Here is a 15,113-nt window from a genome sequence, read left to right on the forward strand (position 1 = left end):
CCGGCACGTCTTCCATCGGCGCCTGCTGGCTCAACCTGCAGGAAGGCTGGTGGCGCATGTTCCGCAAGGCCGCCCTCGCTGCCCAGTCCTTCGCCGGACCACCCGAGATCGACCAAGCCACTCAACTGGCAACTGCCCAGCTCAACACCCGTGCCAGACCGTGGATCTGGGGCAGACCCGCACCACCCACCCGCCGCTTACGCCGCCGCTATGTGTACTGCCTTTGAGGAATCCAGCACTAGTCAACGCTGGATCTGCCCCACGAGTCCTGCCGCAGCAGCAGCCGACGCACGCCGCGGACGGTACCGGCTGACGTCTCCAAGGCGGACATGTTCTGAGTCCGGGTTGCCGGGCGCGCAGTTGCTTGGCGTCGGGAAGAGCGTCCGGCCCCGCCGGGGGCAGTGGGGCCGGACGGGCAGCGCAGGGGGTCAGAGGTGCCGTTCCACCCAGACGGCGAGGATGCTCACGGCTCCGGTGCCGAGGGCTGATGGCGCTCTTTGAATCTCCTCAGGTGCTGCTCTTGAGTTGGCCAAACCTGCTCAGTTGATCTCCCCACCTATTGCGTGATCTTCCTCGGCGTGTCTGGATGCCCCGGTCTTGGTGCGGACAGCCTCGGTGCGCGACGGATTCGGCCTGTTCGAGGGGCCTGGATGCTCACCTGGGAGGAAGACGTGGATGCTCACGCGCTGCGTCGTCAGGGCTGGTCGATCTCCGCGATTGCCCGGCATCTGGGCCACGATCGCAAGACGATCCGCGCTTATCTGAACGGCGAACGGGTCTCGGGATATCGGCGTCAGTCGCCGGACGCGTTCATGCCCTTCTTGGAGTACTGCCGCCAACGGCTCAGCGACGACCCACACTTGTGGGCGTCGACGCTCTTCGAGGAGGTCGTCGAACTCGGTTATGCGGGTGGCTATTCCATTTTCACGCGGGCCCTGCGGCGGTATCAGGCGCGTCCGCACTGCGAACCGTGCCGGGCCTCCAGTGGCAGAGACGTGGCGATCATCGCGCATCCTCCGGGCGAGGAGATCCAGTTCGACTGGGTCGAACTGCCGGACCCACCCGCGGAGTGGGGTGTCGGCGCACACGCGCACCTTCTTGTCGGTGCCCTGTCTCACTCGGGGCGGTGGCGAGCCGTGCTCGCCGAGGCCGAGACGTTTCCGCATCTGGTCCAGGCCCTCGATTTGGTGCTGCGGCGCCTGGGCGGGACCGCCCGCAGGTGGCGGTTCGACAGATGTCCACCGTCTGCCACCCGCCGACCGGACGCATCCTGCCGACCTTCGCTGCCGTCGCGAAGTACTACGGGGCCGGCGTTGATATCTGCCCTCCGCGTCGCGGCAACCGCAAGGGTGTGGTGGAGAAGGCCAACCACTCAGCGGCACAACGCTGGTGGCGAACCGTCCCGGATGGAATCAGCATCGATGCTGGCCAGAACGGCGTCGACAAACTGGCCGTTCAGATGGACAGCCGCAAACGCAAGATCGACGGATCGTCGACCACTGTCGGCGCACTCGCCGAGGCCGAGCCGCTGCTCGAACTGCCGGTCAGGCCGTTCCCCGCCGAGCTGGAACAGACCCGCATTGTCAGCCCGCAAGGGCTGGTGTCCTTCGCCGGGAACTACTACTCCGTTCCGCCGGGGCTGACCGGCGCCCAAGTCACCGTCCGCGTCCGGCTGGGAGAAGACGACCTGCATGTGGTCACAGCCGGACGCGCCGTCGTCGCCCAGCACCGCCGGGCACCGGACGGGGCCGGGCAAACCATCCGCGATTCCGGACACGTCATCGCCCTCGAACGTGCGGTGCTGGCCTCATTCTCCGACAAAGCGCCCTGCCGCACCAAAGTCCGCCGACCGCCGTCGGCCGCGGCCCAGGCGGAAGCCGAAAAGCTTCGCGGCCGGCCCACATCGGACGTCGCGAACCGGGTCGTGATCGACCTGTCCCACTACGCCGCCGTCGCCGACCGGCTGCGGCAGGCCCCCACCCACGAGGATCAGGAGCGTGAGAGTGAGTGACCCCATGCCGATGAGCGAGGCACGCCGATACCAGCAGCTGCGAGGCCACCTGTCCTATCTGAAACTCAACGACGCCGCCGAAGCTCTGCCCCGGGTTCTGGATCAGGCGCGAGCCGAGCGGATGACGCTGACCACGGCCCTGGAAAAACTGCTGGAGATCGAAGTCGAGGCGACAGAAGCCCGCAAACTCTCCTCCCGGTTGCGCTTCGCCTGCCTGCCAGAACCATGGACGTTGAACGATTTCGACTTCGCCGCCCAGCCCGGCGTCGACGAGAAGCTCATTCGCGATCTGGCCACCTTGCGGTTCCTCGACAACGCCTCCAACGTTCTGCTAGTCGGTCCACCCGGCGTCGGCAAGACGATGCTGGCCGTCGCTCTCGCCCGCTCCGCAGTCGACGCCGGCCACCGCGTCTACTTCACAACCGCCGCCGAACTGGCGGCCAAGTGCCACAAGGCCGCCCTCGAGGGGGCGGTTTCTAGGGATCGTCGCAACACGTGGTCGTGTTGATCAGGCCGCGAGCAGTTTATGCAGGCGCTCGGCTGGGGTTTCCCAGCCGAGCGTTTTGCGTGGGCGGCTGTTGAGTTCGGCGGCGACGGCATCGAGGTGGTCGCGGGTGTGGGTGGCGAGGTCGGTTCCCTTGGGGAAGTACTGCCGAAGCAGGCCGTTGGTGTTCTCGTTGGAGCCGCGTTGCCAGGGGCTGGCCGGGTCGCAGAGGTAGACCGGGATGTCGGTGGCGACGGTGAAGGCGTGATGGGCGGCCATCTCGGAGCCCTGGTCCCAGGTCAGCGAGCGGACCAGGTGGCCGGGCAGGGTCTGGACGGTGTCCACGAGGGCGTCTCGGACGTGTTCGGCGGTGCGGCCGTCGGGCAGGTGCAGGAGCATCACGTAGCGGGTGGCGCGTTCGACCAGGGTGCCGATGGCCGAGGCGCCGTCTTTGCCGATGATCAGGTCGCCCTCCCAGTGACCGGGTACCGCCCGGTCGTCCGCCTCGGCGGGGCGTTCGCTGATCATGACCATGGGGTGGGTGAAGCGTGGCTGGCGGCAGGCGGCCTGCCGGTGTGGTTTGCGGCGAGTGCGTCCCGACCGCAGGGCTTTGGCCAGCTCGCGGCGGAGCTCCCCTCGGCCCTGGACGTAGAGGGCCTGGTAGACCGTCTCGTGGACCACGTGCATCTCCGTGCGCTGGGGGAACTGGGCCCGTAGAGCCTGGCAGATCTGCTCCGGACTCCACCGCTGGTCAAGGCGGTCCTGGACAAAGTCCCGCAGCTCGGGATTCCGGCCGATCTTCCCGGGCTTGGGGCGCGGCCGGCGGGCATCGGCACGGGCCTGGGCCGCATAGGGCCGGTACTGCCCGTTGACGGGATGCCGGTTGCGGCGGATCTCCCGGCTGACCGTGGAGGGGCTGCGGCCCAGCTCGGCGGCGATCGCGCGGACCGGGGCCCTCTCCAGCAGCCGGTCGGCGATGTGGATCCGATCGGCTTCAGACAGGTACCGCGACGGCGCAGAAAGCGGCACCACCGCACGAATCGGTGGTGCCGCCTTGTTGTTGCCGGACGCATGGCGCCCGTTGCTCCATCGCTGGCCGGTTCGCCGGTTGATCCCGAGGATCCGGCATGCCTCCCGGCCGCTCACACCCTGCCGCATGAGCCGGAAGTATGCCTCGCGCTCCTTGGCGAGCTTCCGCGGTCCCTGCGGCTTCCGTTCCTCGCGGATCTCGAAGTCCATCGCATCCCCTGAACTGGGGTGTTGCGACGACCACTAGTAGGACTCCGTTAGGTCGTTCTCGATCTTGGCGTGGTGTGTGTTCTGGCGGGCAGGGGTTGGTGGCAGGTGGTGCAGATGCCGGTCCAGCACCTCAGGACGTCCTGGAGGGCGTCGAGGACTTGGTAGAGGGTGAGAGCGGTCCGGGCACTTTTGGGGCCAGGCGCTGTTCGGTGAGGAAGGCATGGGCGGCGGTCACGAGGGTGACGTGGTGGTGCCAGCCCGGCCAGGAACGCCCCTCGAAGTGGTCCAGGCCCAGGCCGTGTTTGAGTTCGCGATAGTCGTGCTCGATGCGCCAGCGGACCTTGGCCAGACGGACCAAGTCGGCGATCGGAGTGTCGGCCGGCAGGTTGGACAGCCAGTAATCGGTCGGCGCCTCGGCGCCGACGGGCCATTCGATCAGCAGCCAGCAGTCGGGCAGGACCCCGTCCCACCAGCCCTGTTCGGCTGAGGCGGCGGCCTTGACAGGGCGTTCGACTGCTTTGCCTGCGGGGCGTACACGCACGGCGGCGAAGCGGGAGCATAACTCCCCTCGTGAGCCGTGCCGCCAGGTGAGGGGGGTGAATGCCTCCTGTCCGAGGCCGGCGGCCAGGGCTGCCACCGACGGTGCGGGCTGCCGGTAGCGGGGCTGGGGCCAGCAGCCGACCGGTCCGTTGCGGTCCGGGGCGACGGGTTTCGCATCAAACGGCTGGGCGGTGACATCCGCGCGGACGGCGAGCACGTAGGCGAGTCCGCGGTCGGACAGGGCGGCCCGTAGGTGCGCGTTGGTGCCGTAGGCGGCGTCGGCGACGATGACCGGCGGCGTCAGGCCCCAGGAGGCAAGGGTGTCCAGCATGTCCAGGGCCAGTCGCCACTTCTCGCGGTGTGTGACATCGGGCGGGATACGGGTCGTGGCGCGGCGGTCGGTGTCGGACGCCCAGTCCTTGGGCAGGAACAGGCGCCATTGCAACGGGCAGGAGGCGGTGTCGGTTGCGGCGTGGACGCTGACCGCGACCTGGCAGTTGGCCTGCTTGCCCAGGGCCCCGCAGTATTGCGGGGCAACGGCGACCGACATCCGGCCGTCCTTGGGCACCGACACATCGTCGATCACCCAGGCCGTCGGGACGATCTGCGGCAGCATTCGTTCGCAGATCCGCCGTTGCACCGGCACCGGATCCCAGGTGGACTGGTTCACGAACTGCTGCAGATTCTGCTCGTTGCCGTCCGGCAGCCGCGAGGCCATCGCCTGGATCGACTTGCGGCGACCGTCCAGCATCAGTCCCCGCAGATAGCAGTCGCCCTTGGCCGCTGGTCCTTGCGCGGCACCGACGCGAATACGTCAGCCACGAATAACGCCAACGTCGCCCGAACACGGTTCACTTGGTGTGCGTCCACACACCCAACATGCTCCCGAACAGGCCCGACAGGAAGACCTAACGGAGTCCTACTAGAACCTAAGGGGACGCTGGGCGACCATCATGCGGTTCTTCGCCGGCCCACGCTTGCTGGTGATCGATGAACTCGGCTATCTCCCACTGCCGGGCGACGGCGCCTCAGCCCTGTTCCAGGTGATCAACCAGCGGTATCTGAAGTCGAGCACGATCCTCACAACCAACGTCGGCATCGCCGACTGGGCCGGTGCCTTCGGTGACGCCACCGTCGCTGCCGCGATGCTGGACCGCCTCCTGCACCGGGCCGCGGTGGTCGGCATCGACGGCCCGTCCTACCGCCTCCGCTCACATCAGGCCCACTCCGACAACCTCCGCAAAGGAGTGACTGGACGTGCTGGCTGAACTCCGAGACTGCCCGATCTGCTGGACCCAGTTCCACGTCACCCCCAAGGCAGCCGCCCGACATACCTACTGCTCGCCCCGCTGCAAAGCAGAAGCAGCCCGCCGTCGGCGGCGGGAACGCGACGAGGTTATTGCCACAACAGAAACCGAAGCGATCACACCGCTGACGCCTGCCTCCGCACCTCTCACTCCGACCTCCATCCGCAACTGCCCGCATTGCGACAAGCCGGTCACCATCGTCGCTCTACTGGCGACCCCGGAAGCTGCAAGACCCACCATCCCCGCAGCCAGTCCCGGCGTCATCCCCATGCGTCGCAGCTGAGCTCGCGCAAGCCCCTGACCTTGTCGGACCAGGTGACGACAGGGTCAGTCGGCGTTCTGGAACAAGCTGCCGATGTTGTTCCACATGAAGGCGTCCTTCCACCCCGGCGGACCGCCAGCCCACCCGGTCAGCGCGTCGATCACCTTCTCCTGGGAGATCGTCCGGGTCTGATAGTGCTCAGCTGCAGTCCCGTCCCGGAACTCCAGTTGATAGGTGTTGTCGTCCCTCAACCAAACTTGCACATACCAATCGCCATCTGCCTCGTCGTCAACTCGCTCGACGATCACGAAGGCATTACCCCGGCCCAAATTGGCCACCATTTCACTCAGCACTGATGGCTTGGGCTTCTTCACCAGACGACCGCGTTCGTCTCTCGCTTGCAGCATGACCCGATCTTCACCCATGGGTCTGACACCAGGACCAGCCCCTGACGCTCACTGACCATCCCCAGTTGGTTCGCTCCGCGAACCAACTGGGGATCAAGAGCACCTTTGAGGAAAATTCGAGATCGGCATCAGGTTCGCCTCCTTCCTGAAGGGCACCACGACGACCAACCGGCAGCTGGGGATCCGGTTCCTGGGTCGCGACGGCGCGATCGTCGTGAGCGAGGCCGGCATCCTCTTCCCCGGCGAGTCCGAGGTTCCCGCCGACCGGATCGTGTACGCGACCTGGGTGTTGGAGAAGCGCGACGACGCCTGGCTGATCGCCGCCTACCACAACAGCCCGGTCAGGTCCGCTAGCTGATCCAGAGTCAGTCCTCCCGGGTCCGCCCGCACCTGTCGGGCGGGCCCGCCCGACAGGTGCGGGCGGATCAGCCGTCGACCTTCTGCGCCAAGCCGAAGGCGGCGAACACGTCGGCGTCCTGGAAGACCGAGACACGGCTGATGCCGCCAGCCGTGACCGTGAACACCTGCAGGGTGTGCAGCTCGAACACGCCGGCGTCCCCGCGCCGATAGGCGGCGAAGCCGGCCTGCCCGTTGGCCCGCACCGGCAGCAACCGCCAGGCCTTGCCGGCCTTGGCGAACACCCAGCCCATGAAGCTCGCGTAGTTCTCCCGGCCGGTGAACCAGTTGACCATGGGCGGCATCTCAATGAGGACGTCCTCGGTCACGACCTGCAGCAGCCCTTGGATGTCCGCCCGGACGAAGGCCGCCATGTACCGGTCCACCCACGACCGTTGCTCTGCGTCGGAAGGCTCAGCGACCTGCTCCTGCAGCACTCCCGCGGCCCGGATCCGGGCGCGAGCCCGCTGCAGCGAGCTGTTCACGGCCGCGACCGAGGTCTCCAGGATGTCCGCTGCCTCCGCCGCCGGGTAGTCGAGCACGGCGCGCAGGATCAGGACGGCGCGCTCTCTCGGTGACAGCAATTGCAGTGCTGCGACGAAGGCCAGCCGCAGGCTGCCCCTGTCGATCGCCGCGGTGGCCGGGGCGCCCAGGCCGAGCAGGCTATCCGGGAGTGGTTGCAACCAGGTTGCCTCCCCGCCGTGGACGAGCGGGCGCAGCGGTTCGCTCTCGGTGACCAGACCCGAGGGCATGGGGTGGCGGCCGAGCCCGTCCAGCGCGGTCAGACACGCATTCGTGGCGATCCGGTACAGCCAGGTCCGCAGGGAGGCACGCGACGGGTCGTAACGGTCCCGCGCGCGCCACGCCCGCAGACACGTCTCCTGCACGAGTTCCTCGGCGTCGTGGACCGAGCCGAGCATCCGGTAGCAGTGCGCCAGCAGCTCCGGCCGGTACCGCTGCACCAAGGTCTCGAAGTCCCCCGTCGACGTCATCCCCGCGCTGCCGCCCTTCCGGTCGGCTCATCCGCCCCTACGGTAGCCGCCTCACGGGGCCGGTTGCAGCCGTTCTGCTGCCGGGAACATCGGTCGCGGCGGGCGCTGTGCTCTCGCCGCGTCCTGCGCGGAGCAGGCGGGTACGTGAGGAACCGAGCGCTTCCACGCCGCCCATGAGCACCCGCGCCTCTACCCACCCCGACCAGCAGGATTACGACCTCACCGATTGATCGCGAGCTTCACTCGAAACGAACCGCACCCAACGGCATTCCGATCCACCTGGAACTGTGTTCCTCCTGCGACACCGAGAAACCGGCAGCCGGCGCACTGCTGCGCTGGTTCGCCACTGGCGGCGGTCACGACATGTCACGCGTCCACGAGGGCGCGGACCTGCTGATGGCATGGACCAGGGAAGGCATGGCCGAGCACGGCTGGAGCTGGATCGCCCGCGAGCCGGACGACGAGCACAGTGAGCCTGCCCGCCCTACCCCGGACGAGACAAGCATCCGGGTGCTGATGACTCAGGAGATCCCCGGGAACATCGCGGACGTGGATCGCCTCCAGGAGATCCGCGACACCCTCCGCGCCCAGCTCACCAACGCTACCCCCGAACAGCGAGCCCGGCTTCAGGAAGTCATCCGGCGCTTCGGAGCAGCCACCGCCGAGGGCCTGGCCGCCCAGGACCCAACTGCCGCCGAACTGCGCGACCAAGTCCCGCAGCCACCTGGCCCACTGAGTCCGGAAGCCGAACAACGCCTTATGGACCTCATCCGGCGCCTGACAGACGAGCCGCCGCGTCACGACTCAGACGGCTGATTGTCGATGGCGAAGCGCACGTGCAGGGTCCCACGCCTGCGGTCAAGCATCTTCCCCATTGCCTCCCCACGCATTCCCGTCACGGACGTCACCTGCCAGGCAACCATCAGGCTCTGATTCACCCTTCGGGAAGGGAATGACCTCCTAGCGGCGCGGGGTGATCAGGTGCCGTACTGCTCGGGCTTGGGGGACCGTGCCATCAGCATGGCGGCGGCCTCGGCGACGGTGACCGTTCCCTGGATGACGGCGACGACGACTTCGGTGATGGGCATCTCCACCCCGTGCTGTTGGGCGACTTCCAGGATCGACTGGGACGACTTGACGCCTTCTGCTGTCTGGCTGGTCGCGGCGGTTGCTTCGGCCACGGTCATGCCCTGGCCGAGGTGTTCGCCGAAGGTGCGTTCTTCGCGCTCAGCGTGTCTCATGAGACATGTGGCTTGGCGCCGGCCACGTGATTGGCCTGGAGGTCAGCGGTGTTGGCGAGAGCCTGCCGGGGGGCGGTGGCGAAATGGCGGCTGAGACGTCTTGGCCGACACTATGCGTGAGGTGCGCCCGTCTCGGCCCCGACGCCTGGTCAACGCCCCCTGGACGATCGCTAAAAGACCCGCTCGTCCCCGTACCGGCGGGGCGTCGCCGTCCCTGGCTCCTCTCGACGACTCGATTGGGTAGATACAGCGCACCAGCTAGGGTTCGCGCTGTTGCTGAGATTCTTCGAGGTGGGGGCCCGGTTCCCGGCGGACGCCGGGGAGATCCCCGTGCCGGCGGTGGCGTACGTTGCCCAGCAGCCGAGCCGGCCGCGACTCGGAGGGAGAGGCGCGGTCACCGTTGACCATCTGGACGAGATCGGCCGCGCCATCGGCGGCGTCCGTCCTTCTCCGCCTACTCAAGTCCACCGAGGCGAAGGGCATCCTCGATCTCGCCGAGCTTCGCGGACGGCAGGACGCCCGCACGCCCGATCAGATCTTCCCTGGTCAGGGTGACCAGCCAAGTGCAAGGGATGAGGTCGGGACGTGGAAGTGCGACTCTCAGGACGCCTTCGAGAGGCAGTCCTTCGGGGGCACCTACTGCCACCTCAACGGCCACGCCGCTGAGATCGGTGCCCGCGGGAGCGACGACCTGCATCGCCAAGAAGCCGGACGCCTCTTCTCCCGACAGCAGTACGACTGCCCTCCGCTCGTCGAAATCTGCCCACCAGACTTCGCCACGTCGCATGTGTCCTCCTGACACGGGACGGCGCGCCTGCGTCGCCCCTTCGGCCGCCGCCTACTCCAGCCACAGATTGCCAAATGTTGGCTGGTCAGGGCCGGTGAGACGACGGCTGTGGCGTGATCATCGTGAGCTGTGTGGACAAACGAAGATCATGCGGTGGCCGCAGGTCACAGCGTAGACCCTGCCCGGTGGCAGGAGGCGTTCGAGGGTCTGATGGGCCGGATAGCGGCGAGGTTTGCGCGGGTCGAACCACGGCTTCGGGCGCGGGACTTCGTGCGCGGGCTGCTGCGGACCAGTTCGGACCACGCGTCCCGCTCACGGTCGAGCTCGCGACCTACGGGGCGGCGGCAGCGTTCACCTGCTCGACCACCGCGCTGCTCGCCGCCTACCAGAGCAGTGCGCGGGACCGGGAGATGGGCGGGCGCACCACCGCGACGATCGCCGGGGGACGCCTACCCGCTGGCCGCCGGGGCTGGGCAACCACTCCTGGCAGCCCCCGTTCGCGATCTACCTGGTCGGCCTCTGCCGCTGGGAGTTGCCGCGCTGCTGGGACGCCCTCTCGAAAGCGCGGCCTGACCCACTCTGGCGAGCCAATGCGGTCACAGCTCCCGCCGAGCCCAGTGAGGTGATCTGATTCACACCCTGTCACAGCGACCGATGGTGCGGTGACTTATGGCCGAACACCCGGAAACGGAGGAGGCACCATGACTGGGAACACGCATGTGGTCGTGATCGGTGGCGGATACGCGGGCGTGATGGCCGCGAATCGGCTGACGCTGCGCAACGACGTGACCGTGACGCTGATCAACCCGCGCCCGGATCTTGTCCACCGGGTCCGCCTGCACCAGCTGGTGGGCGGGTCCCACGACGCGGTCGTCGCCTACCAGGACGTCCTGGCCGAGCGGGTTCGGCTGGTGGTCGACACCGTGACGCGGATCGACGCGGCCGCGCGCAGCGTGACGCTGGCGGCCGACGCCACGCTCGACTACGACTACCTGATCTACGCCGTGGGCAGCGGCAGCGCGGAACCGAGCGTGCCCGGCGCGGCTGAGTTCGCCTACCCGATCGCCACCCTGGAGGAGGCACAGCGGCTGCGTGCGGTCCTCGACGCCACGCCCGCGACGGCCCCGGTGACGGTGGTCGGCGCCGGTCCCACCGGCATCGAGACCGCCGCCGAACTGGCGGAACAGGGCCGCCGGGTGACCCTGGTCTGCGGCGGAGTTCTCGGCCCGTACCTGCACACGCGGGGCCGGCGCTCGGTTGCGAAGCGGCTGGCCAAGCTCAGTGTGACGGTCATCGACGGCTCCGACGCGAAGGTGACGGCGGTGACCCGCGACGCCGTGCGGCTCGCCGACGGCCGTGAGCTGCCGAGCGAGGTCACCGTCTGGACCGTCGGCTTCGGCGTTCCCGACCTGGCCGCGCGCAGTGGGCTGAGCACCGACGCCGTGGGCCGCCTGCTCACGGACGAGACGCTGACGAGCGTGGACGACGCGCGCATCCTCGCGGCCGGGGACTCGGCGGCGCCGTCCGGCCTGCCGTTGCGGATGAGCTGCCTGAACGCGTCGCCGCTGGGCGCGCGGGCCGCCGACACCGTGCTCAGCCGACTCGCCGGTGAGCAGCCGGAGAACCTCCACCAGTCGATGTACGCCCAGTGCATCAGCCTGGGCCGAAGCGCGGGCATCTACCAGTTCGCCAACAGGTCCGACGTTGCGGTGTGGCTGCACATCGACGATGGCCTGGGCGCCAGGATCAAGGAAATGGTCTGCAAGGGCATCCCCAAGCACCTGGCGGGAGAGGCGCACAAGCCCGGTTCGTTCAGCCTGCACCGCATGCCGGGCGGTGTCGCCAAGCGTCGGCAGCTGCTGCGCGCCCACCGCGCCGAGGCACCGGCCGCCGCCGACCGGGCAGCCTGACCGGTGCGTGCTGCGAGGCTCGTGCTGTGGACGCACGCGAACGTGGTCGGCCACCACGGCCGACCACGAAGGACGAGGAGAAGGGACGAGAGTTGAGCGACGACGCCACCGACCCGGCGACCGAGGCGTTCCTCGACCACCGCAACCTGCTCTTCACCGTCGCCTACGAGGTACTCGGATCGGCCGCCGACGCCGAAGACGTCCTCCAGGAGACCTGGCTGCAATGGGTCAAGGCCGACCGGGGGCAGGTGCGCGACCAGCGCGCCTTCCTGGTCCGGATCACCACTCGCCAGGCGCTCAACCGGCTGCGCACCATGAAGCGCCGCCGGGAGGCATACGTCGGCCCCTGGCTGCCCGAGCCGCTGCTCACCGCGCCGGACGTGGCCGAGGACGTCGAGCTCGCCGAGAGCGTGTCGATGGCGCTGATGCTCGTCCTCGAGACGCTGTCACCGACCGAGCGTGCTGTCTTCGTACTGCGCGAGGTCTTCGACATCAGTTACGACGAGATCGCGGCCGCCGTCGACAAGAGCCCTGCGGCCGTCCGCCAGATCGCCCACCGCGCCCGCCGGCACGTCGATGCCCGCCGCCCCCGCCAGGTGGTCTCCTCCAACGAAAGCCAGGCGGTCCTGATGTCGTTCCAGCGCGCCGTCGAAACCGGGGACCCGCAGGCCCTCCTCGATGTACTCGCCCCCGAGGTCGTCCTGATGAGCGACGGCGGCGGCATCAAACACGCCGCGCTGCGGCCGGTCACCGGCGCCGAGCGAGTGGCCCGTATGTTCGCCGGCGGCATCGGCAAGGTCGAAGGAACGATCACCACCGAACCGACCGTGATCAACGGCAACCCGGCACTGCTCGTCCGCCTGGACGGCGAGATCGACGGCGTCATGGCGATCAGTGTCGAGAACGCCCGCATCACCGGCCTCTACTACGTCCGCAACCCCGAGAAACTGTCCCACGTCACATCCGCGACCGCGCTCACTCTTCACTGAACACCAACGGACTCGATCTCGGATCAGGAAAGGAAGCAATTGATGACTATGACGGAGCAAGGAACGGTTTCGCTGGCCGGGAAGGTGGCGGTCGTGACCGGGGCGGGGTCCGGTATCGGCGCGGCGACTGCGGCAACGCTGGCGGCCCTGGGAGCGCGGGTGTGCTGCGCCGGACGTAACGTCGAGCGTGTTGAGCGGACGGCCGAGAAGATCGCGGCTGCTGGTGGCGAGGCGTTCGGGCTGCGGGTCGACGTGGCATCGCCGGAGGACAACGATGCGATGGTCCGCGAGACGGTTGCCCGTTACGGCGCCGTACATATCGCACATCTCAACGCTGGAACGGGGCACTGGGCCGGTGTTCTGGAGTACCCGTTGGAGGAGTGGGACCGCACGATGGCGGTGAACCTGCGCGGTGTACTGCTCGGTCTGCAGGCGGCGGGTCGGGCGATGCACGACGTGGGTGGTGGCTCGGTTGTGGTCACCTCGTCGGCGGCCGGGATCACCGGTGTTCGGATGTCATCGGCGTACTCGGCGTCGAAGCACGGTGTGATCGGTTTGGTCAAGTCGGCTGCCCTGGAGCTGGGGCCGGTCGGTATCCGGGTCAACACCATCTGCCCGGGGTACATCGCCAGCAACGATCTCATGCGGAAGATGGGCGAGGAACTCGACGTCGATAGCCGATTTCCACTGCGCCGACCGGGGCGCAGCGAGGAGGTCGCCAACCTGGTCGCGTTCCTGGCCAGTGATAGCGCGTCGTTCATCACCGGCAGCGTGTTCACCATCGATGGCGGCTGGCTGGCCGGCGGCATTGACCTCCAGGATGATTCCGTGGATCAAACAACCAGAGACGACCGGGTTGCCGCCCTTGCCAACACATACTCCCCGAACTCGTAGGACTTGTAGGAGCGCGTGGGCAGACACGCGAAGACAGATACCGCAGGCTAACAGCCCGAGGTCGGGTGGCCCAGGCGCAGATCCCCTGCCGGAGCGTCCCCGCCCCGGTCCGGGCCGATCCCCCTCGACAATGCGGGACCGGGGATCGCGGAACCGGTGCCATCCCATATTTGACGTGCTCATATGCCTCTGGATGTCACGGATGTGCGGGCGACAAGCGGGCTCGGACGGCGGCGTAGTTGGCCCAGTCGGTCGCGAGGACCGAGGCGCGTTCCGCGGCGAATCGCGGGTTGCAGCCGACGAGGTCGGCGAGGACCGGTGCGGGGATTCCGTGCAGAAGCTCGTTGAAGGCTGCAACCCGGCTGCCGCAGGCTGGTCAGGGCGCGTGGGTTCAAGATCTCAACACCTTCTAGCGTGGAGGCTGAGGATGAGTCAGTGCCGCTCAGGCTTCGCTGAACGCGACATGAGTTCCTTGACGGCTGCCTGAGGGGGTTTCCCGCTGTGGACGATGTCGACGACCGTGTTGGTGATGGGCATGTCGACACCGTGGCGGTGCGCGAGGTCAAGCACGGACAGACAGGATTTCACGCCCTCCGCAGTCTGCTTTGTTGCGGCGATGGTCTCCTGCAGCGTCATTCCGCGGCCGAGGTTGGCGCCGAAGGTGTTGTTGCGTGACAGGGGTGAGGAACAGGTGGCGAAGAGGTCGCCCATGCCGGCCAGACCCGCGAAGGTGCGTGGGTCGGCGCCCATCGCCTCGCCGAGGCGGGTGGTCTCGGCGAGGCCCCGGGTGACTAGTGTTGCCTTGGTGTTGTCGCCGAGGCCCATGCCGTCAGCAATGCCAACGGCCAAGGCGATGACGTTCTTCACGGCGCCGCCGAGCTCGCAGCCGATCACGTCGCTGCTGGTGTACGGGCGGAAGAAGCTGGTGTGACAGGCGGCTTGGAGCCGCATGGCGACGGATTCGTCCTTGCAGGCTACGACGCTGGCCGCAGGCTGTCGCCGGACGATCTCACCGGCCAGATTGGGCCCCGACACAACGGCGATGCGCTCCGGGCCCGCACCTGTGACGTCGGCGATGACCTCGCTCATCAACTTGGCGGTCCCGAGTTCGACGCCCTTCATGAGGCTGACCAGCGCCGTGGTCGGGGCGATCGCAGGCGTCCAGGCGCTGAGATTGGCGCGCAGCGTCTGCGAGGGGGGCACGAGCACCACGAAGTCGGCGCCCGACGCGGCCTTCGCCGGATCGGTCGTCGCCGTGATCCCCGTCGGGAGTTCGACGCCTGGGAAGTACTCCGGGTTGGTGCCAGTGGTGTTGATGGCGTCGACCAGCTCGGAGCGTCGCCCCCACAGGGAGACCTCGCATCCCGCGTCGGCCAAGACCACGGCGAACGCCGTGCCCCAGGAGCCAGCGCCGAACACGGCGAATCGGGTCGTCACCGACCGGCCTCCCTCTGATCACGCTGCTGGTACGACGTGCACGTCAGGGCCGGCACCGGTACACGAAAGAGTCGTACGCGGCTGGGGACGTTCAGTTGTACGCCGACACTTGACGTCGGACTTTCCCCGTCGTCGACATATACGCCACGCATTCGACCCGCTCAAGGACGACGTGAACACTACGGCGTTCGGAAGACTCGACCACGGCCGCGAAACT

General features: G+C 67.9%; 14 protein-coding genes and 3 pseudogenes. 9 read left to right on the forward strand and 8 right to left on the reverse strand.

The genetic code is table 11. From position 1 onward, the window contains the following. A pseudogene (locus ACH492_RS39180) lies at nt 1-227 on the forward strand (IS630 family transposase); the annotation flags it as partial. Nucleotides 228-539: 312 nt separating this feature from the next. Here the strand turns inward: ACH492_RS39180 and ACH492_RS39185 are convergent. After that, a complete protein-coding gene (locus tag ACH492_RS39185; RefSeq protein ID WP_398994107.1) occupies nt 540-1,088 on the reverse strand; it encodes a hypothetical protein in 549 nt (182 codons plus the stop codon). A gap of 131 nt (nt 1,089-1,219) precedes the next feature. On the opposite strand from ACH492_RS39185, the gene ACH492_RS39190 reads away from it, so the two are divergent. Together ACH492_RS39190 and ACH492_RS39195 are read left to right on the forward strand one after the other, a co-directional pair. Beyond that, nucleotides 1,220-2,011: a Mu transposase domain-containing protein gene (locus tag ACH492_RS39190; protein ID WP_398994109.1), complete on the forward strand. Its 792-nt coding sequence runs from the start codon at nt 1,220-1,222 to the stop codon at nt 2,009-2,011. Further along, on the forward strand, nt 2,004-2,519 hold the full coding sequence (locus ACH492_RS39195) for an ATP-binding protein (RefSeq protein ID WP_398994111.1): 516 nt from the start codon (nt 2,004-2,006) through the stop codon (nt 2,517-2,519). Before ACH492_RS39190 ends, ACH492_RS39195 begins: the two co-directional genes overlap by 8 nt. On the opposite strand, the gene ACH492_RS39200 is transcribed toward ACH492_RS39195, so the two are convergent. Further along, complete coding sequence (locus tag ACH492_RS39200) at nt 2,520-3,641, reverse strand: IS30 family transposase (protein ID WP_398994159.1); 1,122 nt, start codon at nt 3,639-3,641, stop codon at nt 2,520-2,522. It abuts the gene before it with no gap. A gap of 223 nt (nt 3,642-3,864) precedes the next feature. Beyond that, a pseudogene (locus ACH492_RS39205) lies at nt 3,865-5,144 on the reverse strand (IS701 family transposase). A 77-nt stretch (nt 5,145-5,221) separates the two neighbouring features. Between ACH492_RS39205 and ACH492_RS39210 the strand changes: the two are divergent. Further along, nucleotides 5,222-5,542 (forward strand): annotated as a pseudogene (locus ACH492_RS39210) (ATP-binding protein); the annotation flags it as partial. A gap of 366 nt (nt 5,543-5,908) precedes the next feature. Here the strand turns inward: ACH492_RS39210 and ACH492_RS39215 are convergent. Continuing rightward, nucleotides 5,909-6,250 carry a hypothetical protein gene (locus ACH492_RS39215; RefSeq protein WP_398994113.1) on the reverse strand — a complete coding sequence of 114 codons (342 nt, stop codon included), beginning with the start codon at nt 6,248-6,250 and terminating at the stop codon, nt 5,909-5,911. 145 nt (nt 6,251-6,395) lie between these two features. Here ACH492_RS39215 and ACH492_RS39220 point away from each other — a divergent pair, with 145 nt between their 5' ends. After that, complete coding sequence (locus tag ACH492_RS39220) at nt 6,396-6,608, forward strand: SgcJ/EcaC family oxidoreductase (RefSeq protein WP_398994161.1); 213 nt, start codon at nt 6,396-6,398, stop codon at nt 6,606-6,608. A gap of 67 nt (nt 6,609-6,675) precedes the next feature. Here ACH492_RS39220 and ACH492_RS39225 read toward each other — a convergent pair whose 3' ends face one another. Then, nucleotides 6,676-7,638, reverse strand: coding sequence for an RNA polymerase subunit sigma-70 (locus tag ACH492_RS39225; RefSeq protein ID WP_398994115.1), 963 nt, complete (start codon nt 7,636-7,638; stop codon nt 6,676-6,678). 285 nt (nt 7,639-7,923) lie between these two features. Between ACH492_RS39225 and ACH492_RS39230 the strand changes: the two genes are divergently transcribed. After that, complete coding sequence (locus tag ACH492_RS39230) at nt 7,924-8,454, forward strand: DUF6300 family protein (protein WP_398994162.1); 531 nt, start codon at nt 7,924-7,926, stop codon at nt 8,452-8,454. A gap of 161 nt (nt 8,455-8,615) precedes the next feature. Here the strand turns inward: ACH492_RS39230 and ACH492_RS39235 are convergent, their stop codons facing one another. Beyond that, complete coding sequence (locus tag ACH492_RS39235; RefSeq protein ID WP_398994117.1) at nt 8,616-8,879, reverse strand: NAD(P)H-dependent glycerol-3-phosphate dehydrogenase; 264 nt, start codon at nt 8,877-8,879, stop codon at nt 8,616-8,618. Nucleotides 8,880-9,333: 454 nt separating this feature from the next. Further along, nucleotides 9,334-9,666: a type II toxin-antitoxin system PemK/MazF family toxin gene (locus ACH492_RS39240; RefSeq protein WP_398994119.1), complete on the reverse strand. Its 333-nt coding sequence runs from the start codon at nt 9,664-9,666 to the stop codon at nt 9,334-9,336. Nucleotides 9,667-10,367: 701 nt separating this feature from the next. Here ACH492_RS39240 and ACH492_RS39245 point away from each other — a divergent pair. From ACH492_RS39245 to ACH492_RS39255, 3 genes are all read left to right on the forward strand, one after another. Further along, a complete protein-coding gene (locus ACH492_RS39245; RefSeq protein ID WP_398994121.1) occupies nt 10,368-11,576 on the forward strand; it encodes an NAD(P)/FAD-dependent oxidoreductase in 1,209 nt (402 codons plus the stop codon). A gap of 92 nt (nt 11,577-11,668) precedes the next feature. After that, nucleotides 11,669-12,565 carry an RNA polymerase sigma-70 factor gene (locus ACH492_RS39250; protein WP_398994164.1) on the forward strand — a complete coding sequence of 299 codons (897 nt, stop codon included), beginning with the start codon at nt 11,669-11,671 and terminating at the stop codon, nt 12,563-12,565. Between the two features lie 42 nt (nt 12,566-12,607). Next, nucleotides 12,608-13,459 carry an SDR family NAD(P)-dependent oxidoreductase gene (locus ACH492_RS39255; RefSeq protein ID WP_398994123.1) on the forward strand — a complete coding sequence of 284 codons (852 nt, stop codon included), beginning with the start codon at nt 12,608-12,610 and terminating at the stop codon, nt 13,457-13,459. 432 nt (nt 13,460-13,891) lie between these two features. On the opposite strand, the gene ACH492_RS39260 is transcribed toward ACH492_RS39255, so the two are convergent. Further along, complete coding sequence (locus tag ACH492_RS39260) at nt 13,892-14,896, reverse strand: NAD(P)H-dependent glycerol-3-phosphate dehydrogenase (RefSeq protein ID WP_398994125.1); 1,005 nt, start codon at nt 14,894-14,896, stop codon at nt 13,892-13,894. Nucleotides 14,897-15,113: the final 217 nt, after the last annotated feature.

Origin of the sequence: Streptomyces sp. NPDC019443 (assembly GCF_044389785.1) — a bacterium.
Taxonomy (GTDB): Bacteria; Actinomycetota; Actinomycetes; order Streptomycetales; family Streptomycetaceae; genus Streptomyces.

Coding starts and splice junctions, on each gene's coding strand:
- ACH492_RS39215 (WP_398994113.1), bottom strand. CDS start 6,250: ATGCTGCAAGCGAGAGACGAACGCGGTCGTCTGGTGAAGAAGCCCAAG.
- ACH492_RS39225 (WP_398994115.1), bottom strand. CDS start 7,638: ATGACGTCGACGGGGGACTTCGAGACCTTGGTGCAGCGGTACCGGCCG.
- ACH492_RS39235 (WP_398994117.1), bottom strand. CDS start 8,879: ATGAGACACGCTGAGCGCGAAGAACGCACCTTCGGCGAACACCTCGGC.
- ACH492_RS39240 (WP_398994119.1), bottom strand. CDS start 9,666: ATGCGACGTGGCGAAGTCTGGTGGGCAGATTTCGACGAGCGGAGGGCA.
- ACH492_RS39245 (WP_398994121.1), top strand. CDS start 10,368: ATGACTGGGAACACGCATGTGGTCGTGATCGGTGGCGGATACGCGGGC.
- ACH492_RS39255 (WP_398994123.1), top strand. CDS start 12,608: ATGACTATGACGGAGCAAGGAACGGTTTCGCTGGCCGGGAAGGTGGCG.